General features: G+C 54.6%; 13 protein-coding genes and 2 tRNA genes. 7 read left to right on the top strand and 8 right to left on the bottom strand.

Annotated elements, in window-relative coordinates; all coding sequences use genetic code 11:
- Nucleotides 1–309: 309 nt before the first annotated feature.
- Nucleotides 310–1,416: a porin gene (locus AB5Y83_RS03760; RefSeq protein WP_043820833.1), complete on the top strand. Its 1,107-nt coding sequence runs from the start codon at nt 310–312 to the stop codon at nt 1,414–1,416.
- Between the two features lie 174 nt (nt 1,417–1,590).
- Entirely contained in the window at nt 1,591–2,226 is a 636-nt protein-coding gene (locus tag AB5Y83_RS03755) for a murein L,D-transpeptidase catalytic domain family protein (protein WP_064335595.1), read from the top strand.
- Nucleotides 2,227–2,303: 77 nt separating this feature from the next.
- Here the strand turns inward: AB5Y83_RS03755 and AB5Y83_RS03750 are convergent, their stop codons facing one another.
- Nucleotides 2,304–2,735, bottom strand: coding sequence for a universal stress protein (locus AB5Y83_RS03750; protein ID WP_005335309.1), 432 nt, complete (start codon nt 2,733–2,735; stop codon nt 2,304–2,306).
- Nucleotides 2,736–2,924: 189 nt separating this feature from the next.
- Between AB5Y83_RS03750 and AB5Y83_RS03745 the strand changes: the two genes are divergently transcribed.
- Nucleotides 2,925–3,668: a hypothetical protein gene (locus AB5Y83_RS03745; protein WP_279489184.1), complete on the top strand. Its 744-nt coding sequence runs from the start codon at nt 2,925–2,927 to the stop codon at nt 3,666–3,668.
- 120 nt (nt 3,669–3,788) lie between these two features.
- On the opposite strand, the gene AB5Y83_RS03740 is transcribed toward AB5Y83_RS03745, so the two are convergent.
- Nucleotides 3,789–4,241: an RNA methyltransferase gene (locus AB5Y83_RS03740; RefSeq protein WP_236399819.1), complete on the bottom strand. Its 453-nt coding sequence runs from the start codon at nt 4,239–4,241 to the stop codon at nt 3,789–3,791.
- A 203-nt stretch (nt 4,242–4,444) separates the two neighbouring features.
- Here AB5Y83_RS03740 and AB5Y83_RS03735 point away from each other — a divergent pair, with 203 nt between their 5' ends.
- Together AB5Y83_RS03735 and AB5Y83_RS03730 are read left to right on the top strand one after the other, a co-directional pair.
- Nucleotides 4,445–5,536: a PfkB family carbohydrate kinase gene (locus tag AB5Y83_RS03735; RefSeq protein ID WP_279488316.1), complete on the top strand. Its 1,092-nt coding sequence runs from the start codon at nt 4,445–4,447 to the stop codon at nt 5,534–5,536.
- Nucleotides 5,530–6,438, top strand: coding sequence for a pseudouridine-5'-phosphate glycosidase (locus AB5Y83_RS03730; RefSeq protein ID WP_368174726.1), 909 nt, complete (start codon nt 5,530–5,532; stop codon nt 6,436–6,438). The genes AB5Y83_RS03735 and AB5Y83_RS03730 overlap by 7 nt, the downstream gene beginning before the upstream one ends.
- An 86-nt stretch (nt 6,439–6,524) precedes the next feature.
- Here AB5Y83_RS03730 and AB5Y83_RS03725 read toward each other — a convergent pair whose 3' ends face one another.
- From AB5Y83_RS03725 to AB5Y83_RS03710, 4 genes are all read right to left on the bottom strand, one after another.
- Complete coding sequence (locus tag AB5Y83_RS03725) at nt 6,525–7,250, bottom strand: carbonic anhydrase (protein WP_368174738.1); 726 nt, start codon at nt 7,248–7,250, stop codon at nt 6,525–6,527.
- A gap of 350 nt (nt 7,251–7,600) precedes the next feature.
- On the bottom strand, nt 7,601–8,875 hold the full coding sequence (locus AB5Y83_RS03720; RefSeq protein WP_368174725.1) for an alpha/beta fold hydrolase: 1,275 nt from the start codon (nt 8,873–8,875) through the stop codon (nt 7,601–7,603).
- Nucleotides 8,876–9,301: 426 nt separating this feature from the next.
- A tRNA-Asn gene (locus AB5Y83_RS03715) sits at nt 9,302–9,377 on the bottom strand.
- Nucleotides 9,378–9,381: 4 nt separating this feature from the next.
- Nucleotides 9,382–9,457: transfer RNA gene (locus AB5Y83_RS03710), tRNA-Phe, on the bottom strand.
- 265 nt (nt 9,458–9,722) lie between these two features.
- Between AB5Y83_RS03710 and rraB the strand changes: the two genes are divergently transcribed.
- On the top strand, nt 9,723–10,058 hold the full coding sequence (gene rraB, locus AB5Y83_RS03705) for a ribonuclease E inhibitor RraB (protein WP_026034893.1): 336 nt from the start codon (nt 9,723–9,725) through the stop codon (nt 10,056–10,058).
- 63 nt (nt 10,059–10,121) lie between these two features.
- Here the strand turns inward: rraB and AB5Y83_RS03700 are convergent, their stop codons facing one another.
- Nucleotides 10,122–12,077 (bottom strand): EAL domain-containing protein, encoded by a 1,956-nt coding sequence (locus tag AB5Y83_RS03700; protein WP_368174737.1) that lies wholly within the window; start codon nt 12,075–12,077, stop codon nt 10,122–10,124.
- A 185-nt stretch (nt 12,078–12,262) separates the two neighbouring features.
- Between AB5Y83_RS03700 and AB5Y83_RS03695 the strand changes: the two genes are divergently transcribed.
- The gene (locus AB5Y83_RS03695; protein WP_204484061.1) at nt 12,263–12,757 is read left to right on the top strand and encodes a hypothetical protein; all 495 of its coding nucleotides are present in this window, start codon (nt 12,263–12,265) and stop codon (nt 12,755–12,757) included.
- A gap of 73 nt (nt 12,758–12,830) precedes the next feature.
- Here AB5Y83_RS03695 and AB5Y83_RS03690 read toward each other — a convergent pair whose 3' ends face one another.
- Nucleotides 12,831–16,982 (bottom strand): Ig-like domain-containing protein, encoded by a 4,152-nt coding sequence (locus AB5Y83_RS03690; RefSeq protein ID WP_368174724.1) that lies wholly within the window; start codon nt 16,980–16,982, stop codon nt 12,831–12,833.
- Between the last annotated feature and the right edge of the window lie 39 nt (nt 16,983–17,021).

Raw genomic sequence — 17,021 nt, 5'->3', positions numbered from 1 at the left:
CCCCCCGTTTTTCCCGCCCCATTCTCCCCTGTGTGATATAGCTCACAACTTGAGCCATCTACCTTGTTGCTCAGAACAGCCTTGATGTCAAAAAAGTCACTAGAAAATAATTCATTGAATTTAATCCCTTTTTATCTTGTCAAAAACCGTCACACCCAGTCTTTATAACGACCTCGTCACCTCAATTAAACAACGATGGATTCAGGCCCAGTCAAGGTTGGGACGCCTACCGTGTGGCTATCGGACCATTTCCGATTTCACAGAACCGACAACAAGTTCGGAAGTGTTTACATCAGAGGAATAACGCATATGAAGAAGTCTGCACTGACTATTGCCATCTCCAGCCTGCTGCTGGCGAGCGGCGCCCATGCCGCTACCGTTTACAACCAGAACGATACCAAGCTGGAAATCGGCGGCCGTGCACAAGGTGCTTACTACGGTACTGACGACAACGGTTCCGAAGGTGACCAGAGCTACTTCCGTCTGCACGTTGCTGGCGAGACCAAGATTGCTCCCGAGATGAAGGCGTTCGGCTTTGCCGAGTACAACCTGCCGACTTCCGGTTCTGACAACGACGAGCTGCGTTATGCCTATGCCGGCATCAAGCACGACCGTTTCGGCGCCTTCAGCTATGGTCGTCAGGATGGTCTGTTCACCAAGGCCGTCAACAACTATACCGACGTCCTGCCTGAGTGGGGCGGTGACGGCCTGGGCAAAGATACTGAAGTATTCGGTACCGGCCGTACCAACGGTCTGGCCCAGTACATCTACACCTATCAGGGTCTGACTCTGGGTGCCCAGTTCACCGGTAACAACGATCCGCAAAACGCCGGTCGCAGTGCAATCACTGAATCTTTCAACGGCAACACCTACAACGGCGAAAGCTGGAATAGCAAAGGTTCTGCTGAAGGCTTCGCAGTATCTGCCAACTACGATTTCGATATGGGCCTGAGCCTGGGTGCTGCCTATAACCAGGCTGGCAAGACTGACGAGCAAGCTCGCTACGCCGCCTTCGGTGGCGACAAGGATGCCAAGCTGATGGGCTTCGGCGCCAAATATGCAACTGGCGACCTCTACCTGGCTGCAACCTACTCCCACGGTGAAGACCACCTGTTCGTCAACAACGGCTACGCCGAGAAGATGGATGGCTACGAAGCCGTTGCCCAGTACACCATCGGCAAGTTCAAGCCTTCTCTGGCCTACCTGCGCACTGACGTGAAAGACTCCGCTCGCGGTATCGATGATACCTACACAGAGTACGTATCTATCGGTGCCTGGTACAACTTCACCGAGAACTTCAACGCCTACGTTGATTACAAGCTGAACCTGCTGGACTCCGTAGATGGCAAGTCCACCAACTCTCTGGGCAAGAACACCGATGACGTAGTCGCGGTTGCCCTGCAGTACAACTTCTAAGTAATTGGAAGTCAGTTATACCCTGTGATACCAATGTCTACTGTTTGAATTACTTCCGGCCGCTCTGCGGCCGGTTTTTTTATTGCGCCTTTTCAGCACCTTGCATATAACTATCGAGCGGATTGATGGCAATATCCGCGTCGTTGACAGGGAGTGACAAGGAGATATTCACGGATGAGACAAGCGCGCGGGAACATAGACTGGCAACGCGAGTGGCTGTTGTTGTCACTGCTGTTGATATCGCTCATCTGGAGCAGCACGGCAGATGCCAGCTGGGATCAGAGCCTCTATCGTCAACTGGGTCTGGCCGGCAAGCTGGATAAACAGACCTTTCGTCAGGCACTCAACAGTTATCAAACTGTGCGCCACAAACGCAAACCCATTCTCACCATCATCGATTACAGCAAGCCATCCACCCAGCGCAGACTGTTTGTCATCGATATGAAGCGCCACAAGCTGCTTTATCACACCTGGGTCAGCCATGGCCGCAACTCAGGTGAACTGGCCGCAAAACACTTTTCCAACCAGCTCAACTCCCGCCAAAGTTCTCTTGGCGTCTATCGCACCGCAGAAACCTATCTGGGCAAACATGGCTACTCCCTGCGGCTGGACGGGCTCAGCCCCGGCAAGAACAGCAATGCCCGCAAGCGGGCCATCGTAGTACATGGCGCCGCCTATGCCAGCCCGACCCATCTGCGCAAATATGACAAGCTGGGCCGCAGCTGGGGTTGCCCCGCCCTGCCCAAAGAGCAGGCCAGGGCCATCATAGATACCATCAAGGGAGGGAGTGTCATCTACGCTCACGGCTAGCGGGCACAACACCAGAAAACGCAAGGCCAGCGATCGCTGGCCTTGTTTGTTACGCTTTTCACTCTAAACGTGGCGCGTTATTGGCGCACCACCAGTACCGGACAGGGTGCATGACGCACCACAGACTCGGCGACACTGCCTACCAGCAGATGGCTGATACCGGAGCGACCGTGGCTGCCCATCACGATCAGCTCAACCTCATCCTCCTTGGCCTGAATGACAATTTCATCGGCGGCGCGGCCAAAGCGAATATCAAAGGTGGCCGGGATCGGCAGGGTGGCAACCAGCTCTTTGAGCTGGGTTCTGGCCTGACGCTCCATCTCGTGAGTGATCTCGATGGCCGTCATATGAAGGATCTTGTAACTGTCAAAACCGTGCAGTTGATCAACCACGTGGATCAGCTTGAGCTGGGCCTGATGGCTCTGTGCCATGAAAACGGCATAGTCGAGTACCGCGCGAGACATTTGGGAAAAATCGACTGGACAGAGCAGAGTCTTGATCGATGGCATAATGCAGTCTCCTCTACTGATTGGGGTGCTATTGAATCTTTACTCGATCATAACGATCCGACCGCAAATAACCCTCGACCCTGTCGCAAAATGGAGATGCGAGATGTTTTCTCCGCCCGCCGCGATCAATGCATGGTATAAATCAGGTGATAAATGCTCTCCTCACCCCCTGCGAGGATAATGCTGACCATGCTGCGCATCGGTTGTTTGCTGCTTTGCTCTCTGTGTGCGATCGCCAACGCTCGCACAGCCGATATTCACGTCTATTGCGATGGCTGGCCCGGTTTCTGCCAACCGGATGGCCACGGTATCTATCTCGATCTGGTGCGAACCATCTACCAACCCCACGGCTATCAGATCGTGCCCCATATCATGCCCTACAAACGCGCCGTCGCCATGGTAGCCAGGCAAGAGGGGGATATGGCGATGAGTGTCTATCGGGACGAGATCAAGGGGGTCAAACAGCCCCGTCAGCCAGCCTCCGCCGATGATGTGACCGTCTTCATGCTCAAGCAGTGGCAGCCACAATGGCGGGGAGAGCGCAGCCTGGAGGGAGAGACCGTACTCTGGCGGCGAGGATGGGTGCTGGATAAATATCTTCCGGTCACCATGCGGTGGCACGAGATCGACAACCATGAGATGGCCCTGCAGCTGATTGGCAAGGGGCGCTATCGCTATTACCTGACCGCTGGCGTGCTCCATTCTACCGATGAGACCCCGGCCAATATGTACCGCACCATTTTGCGCTGGATCCCGACTTACCCCATTTTTGCCGATACCGAGCAGGGCGACCGGCTACTGCAGCTGTGGGATCAGGAGATGGTGAATCTGATCCGTCGCGGCACGCTGGCCGAGATATATCGCCATTATCACCTCTATGACTACTACCGCGACTTTCTCGAGGAGCAGGCGGTCAAGGTCGGCGAACACTGATCCCACCATAGGGGAAAGAGAAGGATGCCTCAGCACCGTCAACAGCAACCACCGCCAGCAACCAGTCTATAAGCAACATCGTCTCCATTGTGGTTTGAGTCACCGTTGCCACACCACAACTCAGGGTTGCCGGCCCCCCTTCGCCAAGCGGTCATAGAGGATCACATTGACCGAGGCGGCCAGATTCATGCAGCCTTGAGTCGGCACATAAACCACATCTTTCACCGCACCATAGAGGGCGGGATCGAGCGTGCCATCCTCCGGCCCGAAGATATAAAAAGCGCGCTCCGGATGGACATAGTCGGGAAGCGGCGTAGCGCCGTCGATCAGATCGACCACCACGGGAACACACCCTTCCGGCATGAATTGCAGCAGGTCATCAACCCCGAGCAACGGGATCTTCTCCACCATCTGCTTGGTATCGGTGGCAAAGCGGCGGGCCAGCTCGAAGCGGTTGCCGGTGTAGTAGACCTCATCCACCCCGTAACAACCCGCAGCCCGCATCACAGAGCCGACATTTTCCGGGGATTTGGGATTGACCAGCCCTACGCAGCAGAATGCTCTCTTTTCCATCATCTCTCCTCATCTTGCGGCGGCCATTATAAGCCGCTGCGGGGTCATCGACCCGTTAAAAGTACCTCGCCAGGCTCAACGACTCGTCGCCCCATCACGGATGTCGATTTTTTGTGCGCAAGCCGACAAATTTTGTACAAGCTAATAGCCAGCAAACGTTTCCCAGCAATAATGGACAAACGTTTGTAAATGGATGTTTGTCTATGACTGAGCGTGAACAAGAGATCCTCGCCCTGCTGCGTCAGGATCCCATGATTGCCCAGCAGGAGCTGGCCGATCGCCTCGGCATCAGCCGCTCCGCGCTGGCCAGCCACATCTCAAGCCTGATCCGGCAGGGATATGTGCAAGGCAGAGGTTATGTACTGCGAGAGGGCCCCTACGTAGTGGTGATCGGCGGTGCCAATATGGATATTTGCGGCACCAGCCATGACAACCTGCTGCTTGGCGACTCCAACCCGGGCAAGGTACGCACCTCGGCGGGCGGCGTTGGCCGCAATATCGCCGAGAATCTGGCGCGGCTCGGCAGCGACACCCGGCTGCTGACAGCGGTCGGCAACGACCAGTATGGCCACCATCTATTGGAAGTGAGCCAGCGGGCCGGCGTCGATGTGCGCCAGACTCTGGTGCTCGATGGTCACGCCACCTCCTGTTATCTCAGCCTGCATGATGGTAGCGGCGAAATGAGCTGCGCCATCAACGACATGGCCATCATAGAGCAGCTCACCCCTGCCCGCCTGACCCCCCTCGCAGGCTTTCTCGGCGGTGCCCGGCTCTGGGTACTCGACACCAATCTGGCCATCCACACCCTCGACTGGCTGTTCGAGCGACAGGGGGAGCACGCCATCTTTGTCGATACCGTTTCGGTGGCCAAGGTGGAGAAGATCCGCCCCTGGCTCGGCAAGATCCACACCCTCAAACCCAATCGCAGTGAAGCCGAGCAGCTGTGCGGTATGACCATCGCCGGGCCCGAAACCTGGCCCATGGTAGCCGCCTGGTTCCACCGCGCCGGGGTCAAGCGACTGTTCCTCAGTCTGGGTGAACTGGGGATCTTCTACAGCGATGGCGAGCAGCAGGGTCACCTGCCGGTACTGGGTAGTCCGGTACTCAACGTCACCGGCGGCGGGGATGCCTTTATGGCTGGCCTCGCCCACGCCTGGCTGCAAGAGCTCGACATTGCCCAGACCACCCGCTTTGCCCTGGGCTGCGCCGCCCTCACCGTCAATTGTTCCGATACCGTTTTTTCCGGTCTGAGCAAGACCGCCGTTGACCGCATACTGGAGGAGTACTCATGCTGAACGCTTACCTCGATATCCAACCGGAAGTTGCTGCCGCGCTGGCCGCTGGCAAACCGGTCGTCGCCCTCGAATCAACCATCATCTCCCACGGCATGCCCTATCCGCAGAACGTGGAGACGGCCCGTCAGGTGGAGCAGGTGGTGCGCGATAACGGTGCCATTCCGGCCACCATCGCCATCCTCGATGGCCGCCTCAAGGTGGGACTGGATGCCGGTGCGCTGGAGGCCCTCGGTCGGGCTGGCCATGCGGTTACCAAGTGCAGCCGCCGCGACATTCCGTTCGTGCTGGCACGCAAAGGGATGGGGGCCACTACGGTCGCCTCGACCATGATCATCGCTGCTATGGCGGGGATCCGGGTCTTTGCCACCGGTGGCATTGGCGGGGTACATCGCGGCGCACAGGAGACCTTCGATATCTCGGCCGATCTGCAGGAGCTGGCGCAAACGCCGGTAGCCGTAGTCTGTGCCGGTGCCAAGTCGATCCTCGATATCGGCCTGACCCTGGAGTATCTGGAGACCCAGGGCGTGCCGGTGATCGGCTATCAAACCGAGGAGCTGCCCGCCTTCTACACCCGCGAGAGTGGCTTCAAGGTCGATTATCGCCTCGATACCCCGGCAGCCATCGCCGAGACGCTACGCCTCAAGTGGGAGCTGGGACTGGCGGGCGGCGCCGTGGTGGCCAACCCCATCCCGACCGCACACGCCATGCCGAAAGCCGATATCGACGCAGCCATTGCCCAAGCGCTCCATGAAGCCGATGAGCAGGGGATCAAGGGCAAGGCGTCAACCCCCTTCCTGCTGGCCCGCGTCTGCGAGCTGACTGGCGGCAACTCGCTGGCGGCCAACATCCAGCTGGTACTGAACAACGCGGCGCTCGGTGCCCGCATCGCCGCCAGCCTCTGATCGCTCGCCGATACCTCGCCATGTAAAAGAGGGCCTCGCGGCCCTCTTGTTGTTTTTGCTATCTGCAGCGCTATTGCAACGCTGTGTTATTGCAGTACCACGCGCCCATTGAGGGGCTGCACCGGCCGGTTGTTGGGGTGGTGCATCACCGCCTTGAATGCGTCGATCTGGGCCTGACTGACCTCGACCGGCTGCTTCATCACCAGCCAGCGCACTCCTTCCGAGCAGGGAGGCGTAGTAAGGGAACCGCTGAAGCGATAGTAGTCACGGCTTTCCGGCAGCAGTTGCTCAGCAGAGAGCGGCGCCTTGAGGGCCTGGATCTCCCCCACCTTGGCAGGTAATGCACTCCAAGCTGCCGCCAGCGCCGGATTGGCCTTGCCAGCCTCGAACATCACCGCCACCACGGCGATCTCTCCCTTGTCACTGACATGCACAAGATGCCCTTCCAGCGGATAGGATTTGCCCTCGATGAGGTTCTCACTCGGGGCGTGGAAGTGGAACTGCTTGAGTTCAAACCTAGTGCCATCGAGTTGCAAGGTGCTGCCCGGGGCATAACCGACCTGCACGGTGTGACCGTTGTTGACCACTGTGTTGCCACCCGCCTGATAGTGGAGTACCAGCGGGGCCAGTTTGGCCTCGACCAATCCGCTCAGGTCAACCGGCGACTGATTGCTGCCCACACACTGGCTAAACTCAGGGGTCAGCTTGGCCCAGTGGGCAGGCCCCGCCTCACCGCTATATTCCCAATGGGGGGTGGCAGCAAACACGACAGGGCACAGCAACAGGGAGCAGGCCAACAGAGACTTTCTCATCATACATCCTTATCTTGATTGAAAAGCACGACCATCCCCTCCCCCGGATAGCGGGGCATTCAGAGATGGCATATCAGATACGCGGAATACAGAGCATCGGAGCGACTTTCTAATGGTAACGAGCACGAGCTGGTCAATCGATTTGACCGCGGCTCAATACAGAGTCGTTTGGCAAGTATATGGTGAGGGATCGGCAAAGACAGTGAAAGAGGGGGAAATTAATCAGCCAGCTATCCACTCATCGTCTGGCGGATACGGGTCAAGGTTCAGGGAGTCACGCTTTCATAACAACTATCCATCACAACCATCGCGGGAGTCCGGGCTCCCGCGATGGTTGACGATAACGGCAATTAACGGTCGCGATTCAACGCGATCAGACGATCAAGAATCGCCTCACCATCGGCACGCAAACCGTTGTGCTCATATTCATTGGTGATCCAGGCGCGACTGTTGCCAAGGCCACGCAGGGTTTCGCGACTGTAGTCAAACTCCACATACATATCCTCGGCATAAACGGCGCATGCTACCGGCACCTGGTTGCGGGCCAGTTGTGCCGGGTCATAGAGCGCCCCCCAGTCCGCCTTGTTGGCCAGCAGATGAGCCGCCTCTTTCAGGGGCAGCAACTCGCGGAACTGCTCGAACATCCAGGGGTAAACCATCTCGCCGGTGAAGGCGAAATCCTTGCCGGGCGCCCAGTTCACCGCAGGAAACTCCCCTCTGACCCGCTCCGCCGCCCAGCGAGTCGCCTCCCCTTCGGCGTAGATAGCCTCGTGCAGGATGGCAAACAGCGGGTTGGTATTGAATGGCTGCATGCTCTGCACCTGATAGAGAAAGGCCGGGCTAAGCTTGTCGCCGATAAAGGCCTCTTCCAGCAGGTAATAAAGCTCCTCAAAGGCACCCGTAGCACCGAGATCCAGCCCTTGCTGCTGGAACTGCTCCACCGTCAGGCGCTGGCCGTTGGGCAGCCGCACATCGTGCTGGTGCAGATGGTTGGCCAGCCGGTTGGCAATCCCCTTAGCGTGGGGGAAGCGGGCGAAGAAAGCACGGTTCTTGTCGGCCACCCGCTGATAGGTGGCGCGGTAAACCTCCTCGGCGCAGCGGCCAATCGGCGCGATGCCGCCGGTGATATAGACCTCCCGCAGACTGTCGGGGAAAAGCGAGAGATAGGTCAGGCAGCAAAAACCACCAAAGCTTTGCCCCAGCAGGCTCCAGCGATGCTTGGGGCTGAGCTCCTGCCGGATGAACTCGGCATCTTGCACTATGCTGTCGGCGCGAAAATGGCCGAGATACTCCGCCTGCTCGGCCGGTGTCATTTTGGCCAGAATCTGCCCGTGAATGGGGCTCGACATCCCGGTGCCACGCTGATCCAGCAGCAGCACTCGGAACTCCTGCAACGCCCGCTTGAGCCAGCCACTGTTGGCCGTCGGGCGCGGCGCACCGAATCCCGGCCCACCTTGCAGAAACAGCAGCCAGGGCAACGTCTCATCGAGCTTGTCTTTACGGCAGAGGGTGCGGGCAAACAGGGTAATGCTGTCGCCATCAGGCTCATCATGATCGAGGGGAACAGTAAAAAAGTGCGGCTCGCAATGAATGCCGTCCAGTACATAGCTCAAGGGGCTGTTCATCTGGGATCTCTCCGTCAGGATGGGAACATCATTGATCCCATCATATCCCCGCCCGGCCACAGGGTCACTCCAGTTTTCCAAAATGTTAACAATGGCTTAAAGGTCGAAACATCACCCGACAAGCAGCTCTTCAACAGTGCTGAATTAATTGTTTTGCAGGGGAGATTGACGCCATGGCGCCATTCAACAAAGATGGCTCGCCTGCACAGGAGTGCAGCCATTCAGGCCGACAAAATGGATAAGGGAATGTGATGAAACCGAAGTGGATCAGGGCCAGAAAAAGAGAGAAGAAGCCATGCCCTGGCAGCATGTTGCAGACCGGAATGCTGCTGTTCAGTGCCACCTGTGGCGCGACGCTCTTTTTGGCAGCATGCAACAGCAACTAGAAATGAAAAAGCCCGCTCGATTGAGCGGGCTTTTCGAATTTGGCTCCTCCTACTGGACTTGAACCAGTGACATACGGATTAACAGTCCGCCGTTCTACCGACTGAACTAAGGAGGAATTATGGTGCCCAGAGACGGAATCGAACCGCCGACACGGGGATTTTCAATCCCCTGCTCTACCGACTGAGCTATCTGGGCAACGGCGCGCATTAAACCCTTTCCAGCGCAGAGTGTCAACCATGATGGCACGATAAAAAGCGCGTTCGCTCAACAACCGAACGAAGCGACCATTTATTATCCACCCCAGCCCAGTTTCACGCACTTGCTGGCCTCTGAACACCCTGCAGGCTGCGCCAATATGATGGAAATTCGAGGCTCAGTGGGTCAGCCGCATTGAGCCTAATCCACTCTGCGAGTATGCTTTGCCGCAATGATACCGCCTGGAGGCAACATGAGTCTGAATATGCAAGAGTGGCGTGATGAGACCACCGAGATCGTCAACGAACTGCTGGCCGATGGCAGCAATCCCGATGCGGATTACGACATTGAGCACCATTTCGCCTGCCAGGATTTCGACCGTCTGGAAAAAGCAGCGGTTGACCTGTTCAAGGCTGGTTTTGAAGTGACCGATGCCGAAGAGATGGAGCTGGATGACGGCGCCACCATCTTCTGCTTCGATGCCACCATCGAGTGCAAGCTGAATGTCGAAGCGATCGTCGCCGATATCGCCAAGATGCTGCCCATCCTGGAAAAATATGGGGTGGATTACGATGGCTGGGGCACCTACTTCCAGGATTGATCCTGCCTCCATCGTAAAACAACAAGGCCACCTTGCGGTGGCCTTGTTGTTTCTGACGATCTCTCACACCAGATAGCTGGCAGCAAACTCCGCCGGCGGCAGGGGGCGACTGAACAGATAGCCCTGTAGCCGATCACACCCCGCCTCGGTCAGCCACAGCTGCTGCTCGGGTGTTTCCACCCCTTCGGCGGTGATCCGGATCCCCAGCTCATGACCCAACCCGATAACCGAACGCACGATAGCGGTGGTCGCGCTATTACTGGCCAACCCCTGAGTGAAGCTGCGATCCAGCTTGAGGGTCGCCACCTGCAAACGCGGCAGATAGGCCAGTGAACAGTAACCGGTACCAAAGTCGTCGATGGCCAACTGAAAACCGGCGGCGATCAGGTTGTCGAGGTTGGTCTCAATCTCGTCGGCATTCTCCATCAGTACCCCTTCGGTGATCTCCAGCTCCAGTTGACTGGCCTTGAGACCATGGCGAGCGATGCAGGCAGAGACCCGCTCACAGAGCGCCGGATCACGGAACTGCAGCGGCGAAAGGTTGATGGAGAGCACCATATCCGGCTGTGCAGTTTGCCACCGCGCCAGCTGGGCACAGCCCTGCTCCAGCATCAACTGACCCAGCTGACCGATGATCCCCATCTCTTCCGCCAACGGAATGAATTCGTCGGGGGAGATCATCCCAAGCTCGGGGTGGGGCCATCGACAGAGCAGCTCGGCGCCATGCAGCCGGTGGGTGCGGGTACAGATGATGGGCTGATAGACGGCAACCAGCTGGGCGGACTTGATAGCGAGCGGCAACTGGGCGGCGATCAGCTGACGCCGCTTGAGCCGGGCATGCAGCTCGGGATCAAACAGGGTGCAGTACTGCTGCTGCCGTTTGCCCTGCGCCAGCGCAGCCTCGGCATGACTGAGCAACCGCTCAGCATCGCTTGCCCGCCCCTGGGCCAGCCCCAGAAACACCGGGATCTGGATCCGGTGATCTTCCACCTGATAGTGCTCCATCAACTGCTGCTGCAGATGCTGGCTCCACCCCTGCAATGGCTCGTTGAAGTCGGGCAGCAACAGGCTGAAGTCATCGGCAGCGACCCGACAGAGCAGGGAACGCGGCGGTACCAGCTGCTGCAACCGCTTGGCCACCTGGCTCAGCAGGCGATCGGCAATCCGGATCCCGAAGCGATCGTTGATCTCACGAAAATGGTGCAGATCGACCAGCACCAGCGTGGCACTGCGTCCCCCAAGATGGCGGCTGGTCTGCAAGAACCGGGATAGTTTGAGCAGCCCGGTCAGACTGTCGTAGTGCTGCTCCTGCTGCAACTGCGCCTGAGTGGTGCGCAGGCCGGTGATGTCACGCCCCAGCGTCAGGATCCCGAGGGAGTGGCCGTCACCATCGGGGACATCGACCCGGGTGATCTCCATGTGTCGCCCCTGCCCGCTGGCATCCAGCAGACAACACTCGCCATGACCCATTCCCTGCGGCGCCGCCAGCCGGAACGGTAGCTGCTGACCCAGCACCTCATCCGCCCCTTGGCCGATAAAGTCGAGGAATGCCTGATTGCACTCCAGCAACACCCCGTTGTGATCATCGAAACGGATCAGGTCAGGAATGGCATCGAGCAGAAAACGCTGCAACAACTGCTGCTTTTTGACCGTCTGTTCAAGACTTTTGCGCTGGGCAATCTCGTTAACCACGCCGAACACTGCGCAAGCTTCCCCCTGCGGGGTGTAAAGAGGCACCTTGTGCACCTCCATCCAGCAGGTATTCCCGCCCCGGTTGCAATGGAGCTGCTGATACAGCATCGGCACGCCTCCGGCAAGCAGCTGCTCATCCTCACTGCGAAAGAGATCGCCCCAGGGCATCTCTGCATCTGTCTTGCCGACTACCTCGGCAGGCGACTCCAGCTTGGCTTCACGGGCGAACTCACGATTGGCGAACAGGTAACGCCCATGACTATCCCGACAGAAGATACTCATTGGCAATTGGTCGATGATCTGCTGCAGCAGATCCGGGGTGAGCATGTTAGTCACAGGGGTGCTTATGGAGGAATTTCGAGCAAATCTATGATAGCAAACCAATTTTGTAAAGCACCCCGATCACCTCCCCATAACACCGAACGCTGGATGGTTGCTGACAGAGATTGTCGCTCCGGCGATAATAGGCGCCGGTTGGCCAATGGCCTGGTGATATGGATGAGAGAAACAAGATGAAAAAGATTATGGGGAGCGCATTGGCGCTGCTGCTGGTTGGTTGTGCTGGTGACAATAACGGCGGTGAGGAGTATCGCTACAACCCGCCAATTGCCAAGGCAACCAACAACACTCAGGAGATGGCGATCCCGGTGGATCTGGTGTGGGCTCGCGCCGAGAAGTGGTTCACCGATCACGGCCTCACCATCGAAAACAGCCAGCGTGGCTCCGGCCTGATGACCGCCAACGTCAACCAGTCAACCGACGGGCTGGAGTGGCTGGACTGCGGCACCATGGGTTCCAAAGTTGCACTGGGCAACCCGAACCTGCAGATCAACCTGATCATCACCCAGAGCGGCAACAGCAGCGTGGCCACCGTCAACGTCAAGGGCAACACCGAACTGTTCTTCGTTGAATCCTCAGGCGAACGCGTACCGGCCCCGTCCATCAAGCCGGTCTGCGTTTCCCGCGGCACCCTGGAGCAGAGCCTGTTCGCCACCCTCGGCAACTGATTTCTCTTCCCTGCAAAGATAAAAAAAGCGGCAGATTACTCTGCCGCTTTTGTTTTTCTACTGTATTTTCGTGTTAGCCATGAGGTTTGTCGATCACCAGTATGTTGTTCAACATGTACTCGAGAACCTGAGTGGTCGTAGTATCAGAAACCCCAGTCAAGCTATCGAAAGTATGATTCATCAACACAATCTCTTGAGTTGGTGAGGTAGAACTACTGTCTTCTCTGATAAATAGATGCACACCATCGTCGCCCTGACTAACAGAGAGTAAAGAAGTCAGCTCATTCTGATTGTAAGAATCAAGCAAATCACTCAAGTCCAGCTTGTCACCTTCCGAAAGGTTGTTGGTGTCTGACCCCTTGTTGAAGTCCATGATGTAATCCGTGGTCTGAGAGCCGGATACCGTATCCCCTTTGTTCCAGACAAAGATATCTGCACCTTCATCACCACGCAGGACATCATTGCCAAGACCACCAATCAGAATGTCGTCACCCAAACCACCACGTAAACCATCAATACCTTCACCACCAATCAGTTGGTCATTGCCACTGCCGCCATGAACGACCTGGCTACCTTCGCCACCGTTGACTATGTCGTCGCCAGACCCCAAATTGACTGTGTCTGTTTTGGGTTGCAGTGGCTGCCGCGCATCTTCCTTAAGAGTACCTACGGTGTTGGTAATAACATCCTGAGTCATAAATTGGCTGCTAAGTAACTCATCTTGAGTAACCACAGGGTTATTAACATTGGGCAACGAACTACCAGTGTTCACGATATTGTTAGCAGTTGAAACACCAAGGTCGATGTAATCATTACTATCGCCTGCATTAATTAGTAGCTCGGTGTCTTTAGCAAAATATTGAGTCTTGGATGATGAAGCGACACTGCCGTATCCTCCTAAATTAACGGCAAACTGGGCTGTATCACCACTCCAATCGGTCATCATGAATGAATCTACACTCTGACCACCGACAACATTATTCTTATGCAGAACGGTAACTTGGAAATCAGCAGTGCTTTGCGCAGTATCTTGATTACTGGCTTCTGTCGCCGTAGCTACAACTGTGATGGTGAAGTTGCCATGGTTGGCGACTTTAATCTGCAGGCTGGATTTATCCCAGTTGGTAATATCCACAGTGCCATCTGCGCCAACCGTCGCCAGGTTGCCCAAACCATCTTTCAGCACAGCGCCTTCTGGCAAGCCCTGCAATTTAAGGTTCAACGTTTCTGATGTATCAGTATCTTTAAGTGATGACGATATATTGCTGAGTTTAATAAACTCACCGCGATACCCCATATTGTCGACCACTTTAAATGCTAAATTATCCAACAAGGCCCCATAAGAATCCCCATTATCACCTTCAAACTGCAAACGATATTTACCTGATTGGCCAATGGGTAAGGTAATCTTTTGATCTCTTAACCAATTCGCATTAGTGGGATCGAAGTCATATAGCGTAATAGCTTGAGCATTTAGTGGGTTGCCTTGAGTATCTAGCGGGATCAGTTTAATAGTCAGTCCAGAGGTGCTTACGCTACCTGAGCGCGCCGCAATATCAAATCCGAGTTCGTAAAATCGACCAGCATCCGCTTGGATATCGGTATACAAGGTTTTATCACCATTGTTAAACTCAATTTCCATGACTTTATTACTATTGGAACCACCAGAGACGTAGACACTTTCATAACCAATTTCAACTTTCCCGCCTCTATTACTGGTATGCCAAGTACCTATGGTATTTAGGCCCTTAATGTCATCTGCCTTAACACCACTCCAATCACCTGTAATCTTGGCATCTTCAAAGTTAATAGCCGCAACGGAGGTGTAACCATTGATTGTCAGATTAGGGGCATCTGCTACTGCTTGAACAGTGATATTCAAGGTACTTGTAGCCCCAGTATCAGTGGTGTAGGTGATTTCAGGTAATGAACCACTCCAATGCTCTTTTGGCTCGAAGCTGTATTCACCATTGGCCTTTAATTGCAGCTTACCTTCCGGCAATTGATACCAAGTACTGCCAGCGGTATAGATCTCATTATTCACTTGGAAGCTGGTCACGGATAATGTGCTATCCGCATCCGTATCATTTTTCAGTACGTTACCTTCCGCTTGAGTATCCTCGGCAACGGTGTTGCTATCTGATTCAGTCACCGTTGGATCATCAACAGGCGTTACCACTATGGTTAGTGTGCTTGTTGCCCCAGTATTCGTGGTGTAGGTGACGACTGGAACCTGGCCATTCCAATCATCTGCGGGCTTAAAGGTGTAGCTACCATCAGCATTGAGGGTTAGTTCACCCTCTGCCAATATTATTTTACTGCCTGCAGTATGCTGAGTGGTATCGTTCGCTACTGTAAAATGTGTGACTGATGTATTTTTATTGCCATCGTTATTGAGCACATTGCCAATTACAGCAGTATCTTCGGAACCAATACCTTGATCTTGAACCGCTTTACTTGCATTAACATTAACGGCATTTACATTAATGGTGAGCAATGCGCTGGATTTATCACCATCAGCATCTTGCATAGTATAGGTAAAGGTTTCCGTTGCATTGGCCGGAATCGCAGAGGCATTGGCTGTTACTGTGTATGTATAACTACCACCAGCGTATATTATTAACGTACCGTATTGGCCATTGATAATAGATCCTACGTTGCTAGAGGTACCGGACCCTGTTTGGTTACCCACAGCAGCACCAATTACCGTGAGATCGTTATCAGCACCGATGATGTCATTGTCTAACACGTTACCCTCAGTAGAGGGTAACTCATAGCCATTACCAGCAACTATACGTACAACTAGTTCATAACTGCTTGCCGCATTTTCAGCCGTTCTAATTTCAGTAACAACTTGGTTAGTACCAGGAACTCTAAAGCCTATTACTTGCAGCGTATAAACTTGCCCCTGATGTTCAAAGGTTACATTGGTATTGCCGACTTTAATGATATCTTTTGATGCTTCAGGATCGTTGTTGTCGTTTGGTGTTTCATTATGGTCAAAGTTGACGTTGAGAGTTACTGGTGTAACTACCCCATAGGCATCAGTCACCGAGAAAGTAACATCCATAGTTGCTTTAGTGATAGCGCCACCAGAAGATATTGGGAAGTTATAGTGGGTAAACGTGCCCAAAATAATCTCTTGGTTTAAGGCAAACTGACCATTTAATGCACTGTCGTTATCGATAAAACCATAACCAGATTTATAGGTATTCGTTGGATTCCCCCATCTGATCTGATCTAAACCATCATCATTGTCAGTGCCACCACCATTAGGATTACTGTTACCATCGAATCTGGTTACGCTTGTGCCATTTGTCCATGACGTCCAATTTGCCTCCACGCCAGAGACTATAAAGCTATCTACAATCACATCGACACTGCCACTGTCATTGTTGGCATTAGGGACATCATCAACAATTTTCACATCAAGGCTACCATTGGCTTGGCTGCCATCCGTATCCACAACGGTTACAGCAAAGCTATCAAAATAGCTAGTATTAGTAGCCCCATCCGCAGAGTCATTATCGACATTGTCCTTTAGCCTATAGCTATAGCTAATAGAACCACCGTTTGCATCACCAGTGAACCCCGTAAGGGTCAAAACACCATAAGGGGTTGTAATGCTCACCATATTGGTGCTTAGCGCAAGTAACGCTGTCAAATTAAAGGTTTGTCCGGCAATTGTGACAGAAGATAAACCATCTACAGAGGTAAAGCTAAAGTTACCAGTCTGAGTCAGCGCATTGCCATTAGGGGCAGAGCCCGTTGAAAGGTTAGCCTCGTGAACAGTTAACTCACCACCTTGGGCATTGAGTCCGCCTAAAGAAACTCCGTCATTAGATGGGGTCACTGTGATGTTGACTGTAGCTGGAGTTGAGTCAGCTAAATCATTGTTATCTACTGCATGGTAGGTAAAGCTGGTGTCACCATTCCAGTTGGCATTTGGCGTAAAGGTCAGGCTAGCAGCATCGGCAACCAAGATGCTCTGACCGACCGTGACGGCAACGCCATTGAGGTACAAGGTGCCATTAAGTGGCAAAGTATCAATTACAAAGCTGGCTAACGTGCCGTCGGTATCTGAGCCCGAGAGGGGGGGGATACTTATGCTTGCATCATCTTCAGTACCAATTACCTCTAAATCATTAGTAGTCGGGAGATTATTAATATCGACAATGGTGGCATTGCCGGTAGCGGTGCCTGTGGTGCCGGTTTGACCAGTCACGGTGACGCTGAAGCTTTCTGCCCCTTCATAGACGCTGTC

It is taken from the genome of Aeromonas sp. R5-4 (genome assembly GCF_040908215.1).
GTDB classification, from domain to species: Bacteria; Pseudomonadota; Gammaproteobacteria; order Enterobacterales; family Aeromonadaceae; genus Aeromonas; species Aeromonas veronii.
The sequence above is the reverse complement of the archived record's forward strand: the minus strand, read 5'-3'. Positions and strand labels throughout refer to the sequence as shown.

Bases quoted from the DNA above. Each gene is read 5' to 3' on its own strand.
- AB5Y83_RS03740 (WP_236399819.1), bottom strand. From the start codon at position 4,241: ATGGAAAAGAGAGCATTCTGCTGCGTAGGGCTGGTCAATCCCAAATCC.
- AB5Y83_RS03720 (WP_368174725.1), bottom strand. From the start codon at position 8,875: ATGAACAGCCCCTTGAGCTATGTACTGGACGGCATTCATTGCGAGCCG.
- AB5Y83_RS03750 (WP_005335309.1), bottom strand. From the start codon at position 2,735: ATGCCATCGATCAAGACTCTGCTCTGTCCAGTCGATTTTTCCCAAATG.
- AB5Y83_RS03735 (WP_279488316.1), top strand. From the start codon at position 4,445: ATGACTGAGCGTGAACAAGAGATCCTCGCCCTGCTGCGTCAGGATCCC.
- AB5Y83_RS03700 (WP_368174737.1), bottom strand. From the start codon at position 12,077: ATGCTCACCCCGGATCTGCTGCAGCAGATCATCGACCAATTGCCAATG.
- AB5Y83_RS03695 (WP_204484061.1), top strand. From the start codon at position 12,263: ATGAAAAAGATTATGGGGAGCGCATTGGCGCTGCTGCTGGTTGGTTGT.
- rraB (WP_026034893.1), top strand. From the start codon at position 9,723: ATGCAAGAGTGGCGTGATGAGACCACCGAGATCGTCAACGAACTGCTG.
- AB5Y83_RS03745 (WP_279489184.1), top strand. From the start codon at position 2,925: ATGCTGCGCATCGGTTGTTTGCTGCTTTGCTCTCTGTGTGCGATCGCC.
- AB5Y83_RS03730 (WP_368174726.1), top strand. From the start codon at position 5,530: ATGCTGAACGCTTACCTCGATATCCAACCGGAAGTTGCTGCCGCGCTG.
- AB5Y83_RS03760 (WP_043820833.1), top strand. From the start codon at position 310: ATGAAGAAGTCTGCACTGACTATTGCCATCTCCAGCCTGCTGCTGGCG.
- AB5Y83_RS03755 (WP_064335595.1), top strand. From the start codon at position 1,591: ATGAGACAAGCGCGCGGGAACATAGACTGGCAACGCGAGTGGCTGTTG.
- AB5Y83_RS03725 (WP_368174738.1), bottom strand. From the start codon at position 7,250: ATGAGAAAGTCTCTGTTGGCCTGCTCCCTGTTGCTGTGCCCTGTCGTG.